Origin of the sequence: Psychromonas arctica DSM 14288 (genome assembly GCF_000482725.1) — a bacterium.
GTDB lineage: Bacteria > Pseudomonadota > Gammaproteobacteria > Enterobacterales > Psychromonadaceae > Psychromonas > Psychromonas arctica.
The window spans coordinates 1-15951 of record NZ_KI519482.1 but is presented as its reverse complement, the minus strand read 5'-3'; the positions used below and the strand labels follow the sequence as shown (position 1 = coordinate 15951).

The 15951-nt window shown below is 36.6% G+C and carries 12 protein-coding genes and 1 pseudogene; 4 read left to right on the top strand and 9 right to left on the bottom strand.

The window, feature by feature from the left end; genetic code table 11:
• Positions 1–211: 211 nt before the first annotated feature.
• Entirely contained in the window at positions 212–1285 is a 1074-nt protein-coding gene (locus H592_RS22730) for a hypothetical protein (RefSeq protein WP_051369245.1), read from the bottom strand.
• Positions 1286–1802: 517 nt separating this feature from the next.
• On the opposite strand from H592_RS22730, the pseudogene H592_RS22725 reads away from it, so the two are divergent.
• A pseudogene (locus tag H592_RS22725) lies at positions 1803–2713 on the top strand (2OG-Fe(II) oxygenase family protein).
• Between the two features lie 175 nt (positions 2714–2888).
• Here H592_RS22725 and H592_RS0117655 read toward each other — a convergent pair.
• The 3 genes from H592_RS0117655 to ung all read right to left on the bottom strand — a co-directional run bounded on the left by H592_RS0117655 (position 2889) and on the right by ung (position 5288).
• Entirely contained in the window at positions 2889–3638 is a 750-nt protein-coding gene (locus H592_RS0117655; RefSeq protein ID WP_084296324.1) for a 2OG-Fe(II) oxygenase, read from the bottom strand.
• Positions 3639–3950: 312 nt separating this feature from the next.
• Positions 3951–4490 (bottom strand): hemerythrin domain-containing protein, encoded by a 540-nt coding sequence (locus H592_RS0117650; RefSeq protein WP_028869939.1) that lies wholly within the window; start codon positions 4488–4490, stop codon positions 3951–3953.
• Positions 4491–4628: 138 nt separating this feature from the next.
• Positions 4629–5288 (bottom strand): uracil-DNA glycosylase, encoded by a 660-nt coding sequence (gene ung, locus H592_RS0117645; RefSeq protein WP_028869938.1) that lies wholly within the window; start codon positions 5286–5288, stop codon positions 4629–4631.
• A gap of 373 nt (positions 5289–5661) precedes the next feature.
• Here ung and grcA point away from each other — a divergent pair, with 373 nt between their 5' ends.
• The gene (gene grcA / locus H592_RS0117640) at positions 5662–6042 is read left to right on the top strand and encodes an autonomous glycyl radical cofactor GrcA (RefSeq protein WP_028869937.1); all 381 of its coding nucleotides are present in this window, start codon (positions 5662–5664) and stop codon (positions 6040–6042) included.
• 251 nt (positions 6043–6293) lie between these two features.
• On the opposite strand, the gene H592_RS0117635 is transcribed toward grcA, so the two are convergent.
• Positions 6294–7205 carry a ZIP family metal transporter gene (locus tag H592_RS0117635; RefSeq protein WP_028869936.1) on the bottom strand — a complete coding sequence of 304 codons (912 nt, stop codon included), beginning with the start codon at positions 7203–7205 and terminating at the stop codon, positions 6294–6296.
• 453 nt (positions 7206–7658) lie between these two features.
• Here H592_RS0117635 and H592_RS0117630 point away from each other — a divergent pair, with 453 nt between their 5' ends.
• Positions 7659–9416 carry a carboxypeptidase regulatory-like domain-containing protein gene (locus H592_RS0117630; RefSeq protein WP_028869935.1) on the top strand — a complete coding sequence of 586 codons (1758 nt, stop codon included), beginning with the start codon at positions 7659–7661 and terminating at the stop codon, positions 9414–9416.
• A gap of 289 nt (positions 9417–9705) precedes the next feature.
• On the opposite strand, the gene leuE is transcribed toward H592_RS0117630, so the two are convergent.
• Positions 9706–10377 (bottom strand): leucine efflux protein LeuE, encoded by a 672-nt coding sequence (leuE, locus tag H592_RS0117625; protein WP_028869934.1) that lies wholly within the window; start codon positions 10375–10377, stop codon positions 9706–9708.
• Between the two features lie 398 nt (positions 10378–10775).
• On the opposite strand from leuE, the gene H592_RS0117620 reads away from it, so the two are divergent.
• Positions 10776–12068: an alpha/beta fold hydrolase gene (locus tag H592_RS0117620; RefSeq protein WP_028869933.1), complete on the top strand. Its 1293-nt coding sequence runs from the start codon at positions 10776–10778 to the stop codon at positions 12066–12068.
• Positions 12069–12468: 400 nt separating this feature from the next.
• Here H592_RS0117620 and H592_RS0117615 read toward each other — a convergent pair whose 3' ends face one another.
• From H592_RS0117615 to H592_RS0117605, 3 genes are all read right to left on the bottom strand, one after another.
• Entirely contained in the window at positions 12469–13017 is a 549-nt protein-coding gene (locus tag H592_RS0117615; protein ID WP_028869932.1) for a hypothetical protein, read from the bottom strand.
• Positions 13018–13627: 610 nt separating this feature from the next.
• Entirely contained in the window at positions 13628–13966 is a 339-nt protein-coding gene (locus H592_RS0117610; protein WP_028869931.1) for a hypothetical protein, read from the bottom strand.
• A 337-nt stretch (positions 13967–14303) separates the two neighbouring features.
• Entirely contained in the window at positions 14304–15398 is a 1095-nt protein-coding gene (locus H592_RS0117605; protein ID WP_028869930.1) for a YdcF family protein, read from the bottom strand.
• Positions 15399–15951: the final 553 nt, after the last annotated feature.

Genomic DNA, 15951 nt, shown 5'->3' with positions numbered 1-15951 from the left:
AAGGAAGTTTTCTTTTAAACATAAACAAAACAAACCAAACCATCTCATTAGTCTTAGAGTACGCAGGCCTTTTAGTCATGCAAAATACCACTCAAATTCACTAGTGGTATTGCTTACCACCAGCAAAGAAAGTATTCGAGCCAAGGATCAACCTAACTTTATGCATCATTGAGCAAGCCTCACCGGCTTTTATTTAAAACCACGCTATCGATTAGGCTGCCTGCTCAAGCATCGATGACAGTTTGTCAGATACGCTTGGTTTATTATTATTTTGCTCACCTTCACCTTGCCAAATGAAATGACGATTCGGTTTTTGTCTAATCAATCCCTTTGCTAATAGAACACTAAACACTTGATCCGTATCTTCAACATTCAATGTTAGCTTGTCGGATAATGCCTTTTTAGAACAGCGGATACTACCAGAACTTAATAATGGAATGGCTTGTTGTAATAACTCTTCACTGCGGGACAAGTTGCTCGCTTTCTGGTTAGGACCATTATCAAGTAAATGGGGAGCAGGTGACGAGTGCTTATCTTGCTCAACTTGCTGTAATTTTAAGGTGCGAGTAAAACGTAACTCTTCGCCAATTAATCCCACAAAGAAAGCTGCAAATAAATCTAATAATACCGACAGAAAAATGACCAATGATAATTGTGCCGTCTTAGTTTCTATATTCAATGCTGTCGCTACACTGCCGATTAACCCTAATACCGAACCTTGACTTGCAACAGGTTGTTTATCGCGTTCAATCGCAAGCGCTAACTGTTGTTGACGTAATTCAGTGTTCTCTTTTTGAAGACGTGCGACACCCGTAACAATACGATTCAATTCTATATACTTTTCTGCGGCAACATTATTAAGTGCAATCTGTTTATCAATGGCGGCGATTTGAAAATCAAATGCAGCTTTTTTATTATTTTGTAGATCAAGATGGCTCTGTGCGGTGTTGGTTGCACTATTAATACCACCGATACTGCCACCAACGGAAATAATGGCTAAAATACTGTAAAAAATAAACGCTGAAAATGCGCCACTAATATTATGCCTTGCTAAACGTTCCCCAAACTCATACCAAGCAAAAAACTTTCCTAGTTCAAAGATGACTGCCAATAAGCCAAATAAAAACTGCATCCACAATCCATTATCAATTGATAAAAACAATAATAAGGAAAAGATGATTGATGCCAATATAGAGGCACCGGTAAAGCCATAAACAACGGTCATAGCAAAAGGGCCTTTTGCATGGCGAATGCGTTTTTTAGATAGGGTCGATATATTGGTCATGAATTATCTACTTATGATTGTTGATCGTTGCTCAAATCGTGAAAGCCTTGGTAATAGCTAACAAAGCCGATCAATAAGGACAGAAATTGGCGCGAATTGTAGAGGGGCTTTTATCGAAAAGCCAGCAATGACAAGCAGTAGATGAATAAATAAGTAAATTATCAATGATTTGTTTATTTTTTATACCAATTTAAAACAACAGAGTTACTAGAAGTATGATCAGCCGTGACATTATTTGAGTAATGATAAGTGCCACCGCTCTCTTAAGTATTTTTCCCGTTTGATTATTAACGTTAATAATGCCATTAGCGCCGGTAGTGCCATTATAGCAAGCAATGTTATTTACATTATAAAACCTGAGATGACGAATGAATAATTAACCGTTATTGATTATCTACAAAAACTTGATTCTGTTTCCTTATTAGTGCCGTTTATTTAGTAAAACAGGTGTAATAGAATGCATTTTTCGCCAAGGTAAGTGCGATTATTTAGTAATATATTTGGAGTAAATAACACAATGGCACTTAATCAATTACAACAAGCACAAGCCTTAACGCTCCCTTCGCGAGAGGCAATGCTTTACCGTAGTCCATCGGTACAACAATTTTGGAACAACAATATCGACTTACTGAGTAATGCATGGCAAGAGTGGGATAATAACGTGCAAGCTAATACGTCTCCTCTGGACAGTTCATTACTGGATAAACGTTTACACAAAGCGATAATGGAAGCATGGCAAGATCCAACAAAAGAGTTAGCAATCCATGATTTGTTAGAAGAAGTGGGACCAGGTGTTTACCAGTTACAGTTTTTCAATCCAGAGCGTTTATCAGTTTTACGTGATTACTTAGAAGGTGCTTGGAATGCAAAAATCCCATTGCGCCCACCCTACGGAATCGTACTTAATCGTCGAGGAGCAATGTTAGATAGTCGTTCTGAGGGATACCTTGCAGCGCCAGCTTCCAAGCTTTTTACAAAGAATTAATTAATGCTTATATGCGCCCTATCGCTCGTCTCGTTTTCCCAGAAGTCATGGGGTACGATACGCAATCATTTGCTTTTTCAATTCATTACCAAGCAAATACAGACAATTCAATCCGCCCACACACGGATGCATCGGCAGTCACCTTGAATATCAATTTAAACTTGCCCGGTGAGGAATTTACCGGTTCAACAGTTGATTTTTTAAACTCGGGTACAGGAAAAATGAAAGGACTTACTTTTAAACCAGGTAGCGCAATGCTGCATCGTGGTAACGTGATACATGCTGCGCAACCGATCACCAGTGGCCAACGTACTAACTTTGTATTTTGGTTGTTTGGTAATCAAGGACAATTGCCACCGCAAGACATTAAATCGACGCAGATTGATGCACAGCAACGTTGGACACAACCAACATCAGCAATCGATAATTATGCGCCATTTTAAGGTTATGTTTTGTTCATGTTCTTTATTTATCTCACTGCCTCAATGAGTCAAAGTTAGTGAGATAAATATATTATTCAGACAAAAATGAGAACAAATAAAACAACACCTTAACTCACTTAAGCTGTTAAATATTAAGAATAAGTAGCGTTATCAGTACGTCGTTGAATAATAAACGTTAGCGTGGTGGGTCAACGCGATCAGTGACGGATGTATTAACCCTAAACCATCCTGCAATAGAATAACGATCTCGGTTTGCTGCTAATACTTCATGTGGAAACTCTTCACTCAAAAAAGCCACTACAGTGCCCATTAATGGCACAACCTTAATGCCTTCTCTATCATGATCATTTTTATATAATACTAATTCACCACCATCCGTTGGTAACCAATGACTATTAAAATAAACCACTAGCGACAATATACGATTCGATTCACCTTTAAAAGCATCGTAATGACGTTTGTAATAATCGCCAGGGCCGTAATGAGCAAAATGACTTTCGAATGAAAATAATCCTAAGAATAAACGTCGATTTAAATAACGTTGAAAGCTAGCCGTCCATTCAAGCCATTCCTTTCCAGCTTGGCTTTCACCCGTTATCCAACTAATGGCATCGGTTCTAACAAACTCATTTTTCAAATATTCTTTACCCCTACCAATACCAGCATTTTTAAACTTATCGGCTTCCATTGCTTGTTGATGCATAAATAGGGTTTCAGTTAAGTGTTCAGGCAAAGCTGTTGGCCTAATACTGTAACCTTGTTGATGAATATCTTTTGCAATCAATGCAAATAAAGATTCATCAATTATTTTATTTCCGCCGATTTCTCTAATCTTTTTTGCTGCTAGCAAAGTAGTGGCCTTAATATAAATATGAATGGATAATAAATTAACTAAAAAGTAACGAATATATAAGTTGTAGGGCATTTACCCCATTAAATGGGGCGATAAATCACCTTTTCCATGAAGCTATTAGGCAATTAGGCAATTATTGACTGCCCTTTAACCACTTGTAACGGGAGCGCATAGTGCCAGTTTTATATCAGAAGAAAAGCTTTATTATGCGCATCTAAGATGGAAATTGGAAAAATATAAAATTGAGGTAAAAAACCGTTATCTAAGCACTTACCATTTAAATCTAAGCTAACATTTATATCTATGTTTAGCCATTAGCTTAAGATTGTAGTGTTACAGATAGCGGTTTAAAAGAATTAGCCTTAAAAGAATGGTCCCTCTAAGTTAAGCCAAGTTAATACGTGTCGCTAAGGATTTAAACTCATCGCTAATATTAGCCCCGAATAGTGGATCAACATATTCTTTGTGCTTCCATTCTAAACTGAGGTGGATCCAATCATCGGTCGTTAAACTTTTTTTGATAGCAGGTAGAATATCTTGCTCTTCATAATTCAAATGCGACTTTTGATTACTGACGAATTGAGCCAACTTTTCAGTGAAAAGCGCTTTAGGAATAATTGCATCTAACAAAATCATATCTAACATATCATCTAACTCACATGTCAGCACTTTTAAATATTGATGATCATCAGCTAAACGATTAGCAACTTGGTCTTTTACTACGCGATATTTTAAATAGTAAGCATAAATAAGATCTTCCATCGGATGATGGTACTTGTCCGCATAATTTTTCAGATAACTGATAATGGATTTAATAAGTCGATAGTCAATTTCTTTGTCTTCTTTTAACAAATTGACTTTAGCCTCTAGAACCTGCAATAACTGCATCATATTGCGGTGATCTTGTTGAATTTTTGCAATCATTTGTTAAGCCTCGAATGTAATAGAACAACATATGGATGGTATTTAATCACTCATAACAAGGTCAAATTATAATCAAAGTGACAATTTAAATACCTGTAGTAAATCAAGAAACCACTTAATATCTATAAGTTCCCATGATTATTCCACTTTCCAATCTATCGGTGTTTTATTTTGCGCAATCAATAAATTATTCGCTTTAGAAAAGTGCTGGCAGCCAAAAAATCCTCGATAAGCGGATAATGGAGAAGGATGTACGGCACTTAAAATATGATGTTTATTTGAATCTATCAAAGTCGATTTTTTAATTGCATAACTGCCCCACAATAGAAATACAACCCCTTCTTTATTGTCATTAATATATTGAATTACATTATTCGTAAATTGTTCCCAACCTTGTTTTGCATGGCTGCCCGCGTTACTCTTTTCAACGGTTAAAACGGCATTAATCAATAATACACCTTGTTTCGCCCAGTTAGTCAAATCACCATTTTCAGGCACAGTGGACCACGATAAATCATCAGCTAATTCTTTATATATATTGCGTAAGGAAGGAGGTAATTTAATACCTTTGGGCACAGAAAAACTTAAGCCATGAGCTTGCCCTTCTCCGTGGTAAGGATCTTGACCTAAAATAACCACTTTCGTATTTTTTAAATCAGTTAATGAAAAAGCATTAAAACGATCTTTTTCTGCTGGGTAGATACTTTTACCCAATGCAGCTTCATTATCGATAAATTGTTGCAGTTTCTTAAAATACGCTTTTTGTTGCTCTTGCTTTATAAACATTTGCCAGCACATGGCATCCTCCCTTTAAGACTTTCAATACACAATAACACATAAGTAATTGTTAAATATTAACTTTTAAATCACATTTATTTAACAATTAAGATTGAAAAGAAACACCAATAATATTTCATTTAAGATCTCATTAAAAACAGCAAGTTATAAAATCACCTTGATATCGATCAATTTTAACACAATTAAACCATACAAAAATTAAGTGAATATTGATTTACATCAATCTAATCCAGTCATATAATCTGACGTAGATTCATTAAAACGTTATATTAAATATAGTTTATATACAGTATCGTAATTTTATTACGAAATAAGATAACTATTAATCGTTTTAATTAACATTAAGTATTTCAACCAATATTAAGGAAATATCATGGCTTTAGGCATCCAGATTACTAAATCAGATAACGCAGCATTATTAAATTCTTTCTGGTTATTAGATCAAAAAAACGCTCAAGCACGTTGTTTATGTGTAAAGGACAATGCATACGCTGAAGATCAAGTGATTTCTTTAGCTGAGTTGGGTGATATTGAATATAAAGAAATCCCTGTTCAAGCACCTGCTGCACAGGAAGGCGGACAGCACTTAAATGTAAATGTGCTACGTCGTGAAACATTAGAAGATGCAGTTAAACACCCTGAAAAATACCCGCAATTAACCATTCGAGTATCAGGATATGCAGTACGTTTTAACTCATTAACACCAGAACAACAACAAGATGTATTAACGCGTACTTTCACTGAAAGCTTATAATTACAGCGTTATTTTTTGTTTAAACTAAAAGCGTTCTGAATAGTATTAAGAACGCTTTTTAGCACAACCATTCAGTCAGTATTCATCATCTTTCCTGCTCTGTGATCCCCTAACCTGCTCGCTAGCCCGCATAGATAGTCACTTGTACCACTACAACTACACTTGGATCACCAATGGTCTGGTTTCCTATAAAGTGTAAAACGAATACAAAGCCTTATTAGTTATAAACCGTCAATAAGCACCGTTAGTATTTATCCTAGAGTCGTATCCAATAACATCATCAGAGCAAAGCCAATCATCAAACCAATGGTGGCTACCGTCTTATTACCATTACTATGGGTTTCAGGGATCACTTCATGAGACACTACAAATAACATCGCTGCACCGGCTAAACCTAAACCGATCGGATAAGCAACAAGATAACCGCCAGCCAGACTCACTCCCAGTAATGCACCCAGTGGCTCAAGTAACCCGGTTGCTGCTGCAATTAATACCGAAAATCCCGGTTGAAATCCCGTTGCACGAAGTGTCACCGCCACCGCTAAACCTTCTGGAATATCTTGTAAAGCAATAGCGGTCGTTAATGGGATACCAACCGATAAATCACCTTGCGCATAACCAACACCAATCGCCATGCCTTCAGGAAAATTATGTAATGCAATCGCAAAGACAAAAAGCCATGCTCGACTATAGGCTTCATGTCCTGCACCACATGGACCTGAATCCATATGTTCATGAGGTACAAATTCATCTAAACCAATCATCAAAGCAACACCCATGATCATGCCAAACAGCACAATCATTCCTCCCAAGAAAGCACTTCCAGAAATATCAATGGCTGCTTCAATACCCGGTAATAATAATGAAAAAGCAGCAGCAGCTAACATCATCCCCGCTGCAAAACCTAACATAGCGTCTGATAGTTTTCTTGGGATCTCTTTGATAAACAAAGCAGGTAAAGTACCTATTGCCGTCGCTAAAAAACCAGCAGTTCCGCCTATTAAGGCATACTTAATAAATACTTGCTGATCCGAGTAGACCGAATTCAATATCATCAAGGTAATAAAGATAATAGAGGTAATGAGAATTAAGGTTAAATAAGGATGTTTTTTACAATGTTTTTTAACCTCAGAATTCCAACTTGAAGGTGCAATGACATCCATATTTGTTCCCCATATGATATTAGTTTTTGCGGTCTGAGATAAATGATTAAATCAAACCAAATAATATCACACCTCAATATTGATCTTTGCTGGATCACAGCTAGAAAATTGAAGTTATACCTTTTTTGTTACCAGAAGTTTATTTTAAACTGAAAATATAGCGTTGGCATTGCATCACTTAATATAAAGCTAACAGCAATAATTACATTCACTAATTTTACATATTCTTTACTTATATTTTTATATGTAAAAACATACGACACATTACAGTCAAAAAAAAGTATTTATACAATAATTTTTTTTCTTTCTAAATAATGCACTTAGAATCAAAAAGCATGACAAAAACATGACCCTCAATATATTAAATACATTTAATTTACAATATAATGCCAAATCAAAAAATAGTACCTTCATTAAAATACAACAATAAATTAAAAAAGGAATTTAAAATACATGAAGTTTAAATACTCAAAAGTCGCTATGTTGTTGGCACTATCTAGTACTTTAGTTGCCTGTAATGATACATCTAATAATCAAGAGATAGTGCAGCAGGAAGAGGGAAAATCATCCGTGACCGGTAATTTAAAAGATTACTATACGAATGCAGCTATCGCTCAAAAATCAGTACAACTTTCTATTAACGGAGTCGTAGTTGATAGCACAATGAGTAATGATGATGGCTCATTCGAGCTACAATTTTTAGATACCTTAATCTTTGATAATGCCATCCTTTCTTCCGATGCAGAGGGTTATACGGAAGTATCAAAAAGAGTGGCTAGCACAGAAATTGATTTAGAAAACAATCTATATTTACCCCCAATACATGCTCAAGTAGTATTTTCAGCTTCTGAAAGCAGTGAACTTCAAGTGGATGGTAATACTTTAGTGAAGATCGAGGCAGACAGTTTTGTTAATGCTAATGGTGAGACTGTTACCGGCAATATTACATCCGAACTATTTATTATAGACCCAACCAATGATATCGATTTAATGCCAGGTGAAATGGTCACAGCCAGTGCAACAGATCCTTCAGCAGAAGTGCCAATTGAATCATTTGGCGCAATCACAGCAACCTTCACCGATGATTCAGGTGAAGCAGTAAGATTAGCAGACGGAAAAACAGCGGAAGTACGCATTCCAGCTTCAGGCTCGCCACTTCCGGAAACAATGCCTTTGTATTATTACGATAATATTAATGGGATCTGGGTAGAGGAAGGAGTAGCGACATTAACGGACATGGACTCAGTTTATTATTATGTTGGTACCGTATCACACTTTACAACTTGGAATGCCGATAGAGTATACGAAACAATTATGATTGGAGGTTGTGTTGTTGACACGGAAGGTGAAGCTATAAGTAGTGCACGTATTAGCACCGAAGGGCAAGATTATAATGGTCGTTCATCTGCTTATTCAGATGCCGATGGTTACTTTTCAATTCCAGCAAAAATGGATAGCCAAGTATTTGTATCTGCAAATACAGGTCAACAAAGTAGAACACTGACGATTAACACTGAGGATCAAAATACCACGATCGATGAGTGTTTAATACTAGATAACGCGACCTCTAAAATAGAGCTTAAATGGGGTTTAAACCCTGATGATCTAGATAGTCATTTCTTCGGTCCAAGCGATGAAAATAGTCGTTTTCATATTGCTTATTATAATCAAACAGTAGTAGTGAATGGATCAAATATTTATCTCGATGTAGATGATACCGATAGTTACGGACCAGAAATAATTACCGTACCTCAATACAGCTTACCCGGGATATATAAATATGCTATTTATAATTTCTCAAACGAAACAGCAATTAAGCCATCAGAAACACGAGTAGAACTTATTCTTGATGAGCAAAGAACTCTTTTTGTTCCACCTGCAGGCGAAGCTAAACGTTGGTGGCATGTTTTCGAAGTTGAAGTATTTGAAGATGGCACAAAAACAGTTACAACAGTTAATGAATGGTCAAACACCGCGCCTGAAGAAACAGATGATGAAGAAGAGTTTGAAGAAGAGTTTGAAGAAGAGTTTGAATCTAATGATGAAAATAGTTTACAGCAAGCACCAACTGCTCAACTATCGTCGATTTCTATGCGATCAACGAGATCATTAATAAATACTAATGAAAGTAAAAAAATAACAACCAGTAACATTGTAGAGCAATCAAATACTGCATCTTCTTTGTTAATTAATAAGTATTACGCTAAGTAGCTATTGTAATTAATTATGCTAAGTAACTTCAGTAACTATACCTTGCATTCAAGTAATGATACTAATGGCTTGTAATTACGCCTATTAATGCAATATTAAAAGTCTGTTAATGTAACTCAACATTCATTAACAGACTTCATTTAAAGATTTATATCAAGGGGAAGCAGCCATAAATAACTAATTCACAAACTAGCAAAATTCAAGCTAGCTAACATATTGAAAAATTAAAGAATCAATAACCTCACAATTGTCTATTCCAAATTAATAAGCTCAAATTAACTTTATATAACTAACTCGCACTCGCTAATGCCAACTTAATTGCAAAGCCAACAAAACCAACACCAACACCACCAGCAGAAATTGAACTTACTTTTTGACGTTTTCTAAACCCTTCTGCCAATTTTTGACCTGCATAAACTAAAATCACTAAATAAGTGAGGCTCAATGTTTGCAGAGTCAGCGCTAATATCAAAAATGGGATTGCGGGTTGTGGGTAGCTAGGGTCAACAAACTGTGCAAAGAATGATAGGAAAAACAAAATAGCTTTAGGGTTTAATAAACTCACTAATAACGACTTTTTAAACGCTTTTGCTCCCGTAGTCCGCTTCTCAGTGATTGAACTTTGTAAATCACTGGTATCGACTTTGCGCCACGTTGTAATGGCATCTTTAATTAAGTTATAGCCGATATAGATAAGGTAAGCTGCTCCGGCGTATTTAATGACCATAAATAAAGCCGGATAAGTCACCAGAATAGATACAGCACCAAGTGCGGTTGCTAGCATCAGTAATGAGTCACCAACTAAAATGCCCAATAATGCAGACCAACCTAGGCGTGCTCCTTGTCGAGCAGAAAGTGCCAGAACATAAAGTGAATTAGGGCCAGGTAATAGCACAATAAATAACGTCCCCACAAAATAGGTCGCATAATTCAACACGCCTAGGTTCTCTAAATTTAACATTTAACTTACGCCTCCTAATGTCAATGACGACTAATTATTTACTACCCATTTGATCTGTAAAGTATAATAAAAATGTAAAGCAAACAACCTTACTCAAGGTAACTTTTCCATGTTATTTCAAGATGCTTTTTAAAGTATAAGCTAGACCACTTAAACTGAAGGTTTTCCCGAAGACCGTAAGGTAAGTAAGGCCAGCAAATAACATCTATCATTGTTAAATTTTGCATCTACCATCTGGCTTAAATTCACATCAAAAGCAAATAACGACTGTTTGCGACTTTTTGATCTTGAAGTATCATGGCTAGCGAAAGATTGATGGCGGGTGTTGATACATGTATTAATAGCAAATGGCTATTGTTAGGCACCGTGAATAAAAAATTCATAAAAAGGATCGTACTTTGCAAACAAGTTTTATTGATGGAACAACCTTATATCGTCAACACCACTTTAAATTACCGCTCGATCATAACAACCCTAATGGACAGAAAATTGCTGTTTTTGCGCGTGAATTGGTAGATGTAACAAAAGATAAACATGACTTACCCTGGTTGGTATTCTTTCAAGGTGGTCCAGGTTTCCAATCACCACGTGTAAGCGGTGAATCTGGATGGTTAAAGCGTTTACTACAAGAGTATCGTGTATTGCTCTTAGACCAACGTGGTACAGGTCAAAGCACAGAAATCAGCCAAGACACCTTAGCGCACCTCTCTGCAACTGAACAAGCGGCGTATCTGGCACACTTTAGAGCAGATAGTATTGTGCGTGATGCTGAAGCGATTCGCGTTAAATTAAATATCATACAATGGGCAACCTTCGGGCAGAGCTTTGGTGGTTTTTGTATATTAACTTACCTGTCATTATTCCCACAAAGCCTATCACGTTGCTATGTAACAGGAGGGATCCCGTCGACTACTCGACCTGCTGATGATGTTTATCAGGCGACCTATAAGCGTACAACAGATAAAAATAATGCGTTCTTTGCACAGTTTCCAGCGGCACAACAGATGTGCTGTGATATCGCAGAATATCTATCAAATAATGAGGTATTTTTACCTAACGGGCAGCCATTTACCGTTGAACAACTTCAATTAATCGGCATTAATTTGGGTCGCTGTAATGCAAATTTAGCTCTTTATTATCAACTAGAAAGTGCATTTATAACCGTTAATGGATGCAAACAACTGAGTTACAATTTCTTGAATCAGATGCAGCAAGAGCAAGGCTATCTCACTAACCCCCTGTATGCCATTTTACATGAATCTATTTATTGCCAAGGCACTGCTTCAAATTGGTCTGCACATCGTGTACGTGAACAATATCCACAGTTTAATTATCAAACTGGTAAGGCCTTTATGTTTACTGGAGAGATGGTTTACCCGTGGATGTTTGAGCAGTTAGCAACCTTAAAGCCATTATCTGAAGCTGCAAACTTGTTAGCGGAAAAATACGATTGGAGTAAGTTGTACGACACGAATGTATTAAGCCAAAACAAAGTACCACTAGCATGTGTAGCGTATGCGGATGATATGTTTGTTGAGTTTGATTATACACGCGAGACTTTGGCCAACATTCCGATGTCTAACGTTTGGATCACGAATGAATATGAACACAATGGTATTGGGGTTGAAGGTGAAAAAATTCTCAGTCGATTGATTACAATGGCGAATGCATTAGATAACTTACCCAAGTAGTCTTTTGTATTAATACCAATGCATGAGTTTAGGATTTAGGGTTTAGGACTTAGAGTTTAGAGCTAAGCTTGTTTGAGGCTGCTTTTTGAGATGGGCTCCTACAGTCATTGCTGATTATTTAATACGGGGATTTCACCTATCCGCGACTTCCCTTTTTCTTAGGTAGAAGAACCCAGATATTCTGAGAAAGGAAAAAGACTAACACCGTTGAACTATCTGCTCCAATTCATCAATGAGGAAAGTTCAAGGCGGAGAAAATTGCAGACACACTGAGTGAAGTTTAATGCTTCACGCATTGAGATGGTTAAGATTAAAAATGTGTATCTGCAACTTAGTGTGGCTTATTTATCAAGTAAATGTTTGCCAAGCAATTATTTACTTGAAATTGTTTACCTAGCAGCTACTTAATCATTTTTTGATGCATGGCTTTTACTAAGGCAACCAGTGCTTCTTTTGATAACTTATCAGCTTTAGCAACGGTCTCAGCCAGATCCTTTTTATTAGCAACAATAGGCGTGAAGTCAACGACGGGTTTCAATACCGCTTTGATCAATTTCTTCGCAGTATCCGGATCATTATTCTCAATAATCGTTAATACTTCTGCTTTCATGGTTGCATTTTTTTCAAGTAATAACTTAGCAATATGTGTGAACCCCACGATTTCACATTGCTCTAAAGTGCCGAATTTAGGCAGCATGCGCCAAGCGTTCAGCGTATTAGGCGTCACCTCTTCAATATCAATTGGACATTCATCGATAACGTTTGCCCAAACCCAATCAAGAAAAACTTCATCACTACAGAGAATTTCTCTTACCTTGTTACAGGCTTTACCGATTTTATACTTTGCTTCTTGTTTATCTTGCGCTGTTGGCGCATTAGTATCGATATAATGGGTGGTATCTAAGTATTGTAAAATTATATCTTGCTGTTCTTTTAACGCTGAGCTCATTGAGTCTACCTATTTAATAACATCTCATTAATGTATGTTTTCACGAATTAAACGCAGTGTATCTTACCAAGGCAAAGAGTCTAGAAATATGGACGGTACCATGTACAAAATACCCACAACATGTGTTCAGAAGAATATGCCAACAACGATAAAAATAGGACATCCACTTTTTTATATGTATTGAACTGCATTATACCAATAACGAATACCAACAACGAATATCAACAACGGATACCGATAACCCAAACCAACAATCTATAACAATAACTCAACACAATAAGCCCAAGCAACATCACTAAAAAATAGCCCATATCGTTTCTTCATCTGAATAAATAACAGCCTTCTTAGACGCACCGTTTATATGCCACATCCCAGTACAGAGCTTAGCTCTCGCATAAATAGCTCTCGACCTAAAGGCTTGCTAACGACGGTGATTAATTCAGAAAAATGGGAAGTTGATGTAGCCATATTGAAATTCGGTTTAATCGTTCGCGAATTAATATTATGGCGTTCATATAACAGCACTTTGTATTTTTGATGCAAAACGCAGGACTTTGTCCCAGAGATTCATTGTTTTCACCCTAGATTTAACTAATTTAAAAACAATAGCTTACAGCCGGTATATTGTTATTGCATAGAGTGCAGCAAAGCCTAATAACATTAATAACACAACAGGTTTTGCACGACGCAAAAACAATGGTAGCCAGCTTGATTTAATAATGTAGATTGAAGTCAGTACCATTAATACACCGGAACAAAAGGCTGCCAGCCCCCAAAACTCTCTAAAGTGTTGGCTCGCGTACCAAAAGATATTCCACAACCCCGCGGCGAGTAAAATAACACCAACACTAAGGCGAATAGGTCGAGGACAACCTTTTGCCATTGGCGGTACGGCCACAATTAAACCTGCGAGCATACACGCAGTAACAACACTTCCCATGGGTATCATATTATTCGCTTCAATTTGAATTGATTAGGTGAGTCATTATATTTAACCTTTACAGGAAAACAATAATTCAATTAACTATTAACATTGTCTTAAATTAACTTTAGCGATCTCAATCCTGATAATATACTTTTCAAATTATCTAATTAAATTTTTAGCCTTGAGTGTTTTCGGTATGGTCATTCTGTAACAGGGGAACGATTGATTCGCAAGATTGGGTCATAACAAACTACCTCCAAGTGCAAAGTATGCACCTTTAAAAGGCAGTTTGTGAACAATCATCAGTCAAAGTAATGGGTGCCCAGTACTTTGTTATCTTTCCTGATTTTTTCCATTTCCACTATCGTGCAAGTAGTGGTTTAGAACGGTAGCTCCACATACCATAGGTGCGTAAAGCATCTCGGTAAATGCCTAAAAGTTCTTTATCGCTAGGAACTTTTAGATTAGAAAGGGGCTTATCAGGGAAAGCTACAGTATCAAAAGTAATCCCTTTAGGGCCCGTTTGCCAACTAGCAATTTCAAATAAAGATTGTCCACGCCTTACATGACTAGCTGAGCTAATAATTGTTGCATGGTCAATGTTATGTCGAGCAAGAGCATAACTACTAAGTAACGCGTTATCAACGGTACTTGTCGCATAGTTTTCTTCAATGATTCTACTTTTATCAACACCTTTATTAATCAACCAGTCAGCCATAAGCTTGCCTTCGGTTTTATGATTTTTTGGTACACCACCAGTAAGAACGATAAGAGATTCAGGCTGTTTTTTTGCCATTTCAAGTGTTGTTTGTAAACGCTTAATTAATATCTCATCCATTGAACCGTCGGGATTCAATGCATAACCTAGAGTAACAATAGCGGTATTTCCTGCGAGTGGTTTCCCTGGTTTATCTTTTAATGGGGTCTCTACTACACGGTCTATTGTTTTAAATATACGCTTAAGATCCGCTTCTTGACCGGAATCTAACTCTGCTATTCTAGCCATATATTTTTGTGAAACAGCTTCATTACCCTTGAATTTTTGCCATACCGCAAGATAAGAATTCAAATCCACATCATCTGGTGCAACAGAAAGGGCTTGCTCAAAGAGCTCTATAGCATAATCTATATTTTTATTGTAGACCTGTGCATTAGCAGCAGAAATCAGCAGATCAGTTCTATATGGTTCTAGTGCATAAGCAGATAATAATCGTTCAGTAATAGTTGCCATATTACTCGGCATTTTCGCGGTGAAGCCAGCATGTGAGATACGGGCAGGAGATTCAAAGACTTTTAAAGCTTCTCCTAACAACTGATCAACAACCTGCCGCTTCGTCATAAAATCAGCAGGAGAAACTTGGGCTTGTACAGCAACCTCTTGCTTGGCGAATACAACTGGAGACATCGATAAAGCTAATGCACCTGTTAGCGCTATAGCAATTATATTTTTTTTCATATCTATTACCTTCCTATAATGGGACCTTCAAAATTTCTATTATTTCGCACCGTGAATTATCTTTTAAAACAAAAATATAATATCACTCAAACCTCTGACAACAAGACGTGAACTTTAAAATAAACGTGACATACCACTAAAATAAAGCTATTTACCATGATTTAATTTATTTTTACGAGACATTTTAATTAATTCACCAAGCGAATTAAGAATGAAGATAATTGTAGTTTTCTAATTATTAACATTCGATGAAGCAAAATAATGGCATCTCCATATCTTTTAAAAATGGTTTACATTGTCAGAGGATCTCATTTCGACACATGAAATTAGTGTAGATAAATTAGGAAGGAAACTAGTAAATTAGTAAATAGCCATAAACTATGACGCGGAACAAACAAGTGAAAACCAATGTGAAAACCAATGGCCATAAGCTTTGACCAATATTCATAATCAACCTATCTTTCAGTGATGCAGTTTTACATGCTCGGAGGTAGTTTATTATGACTCAATCTCGACAATCTCAAGTATCGCTTGCTGATACCCCTTATTACCA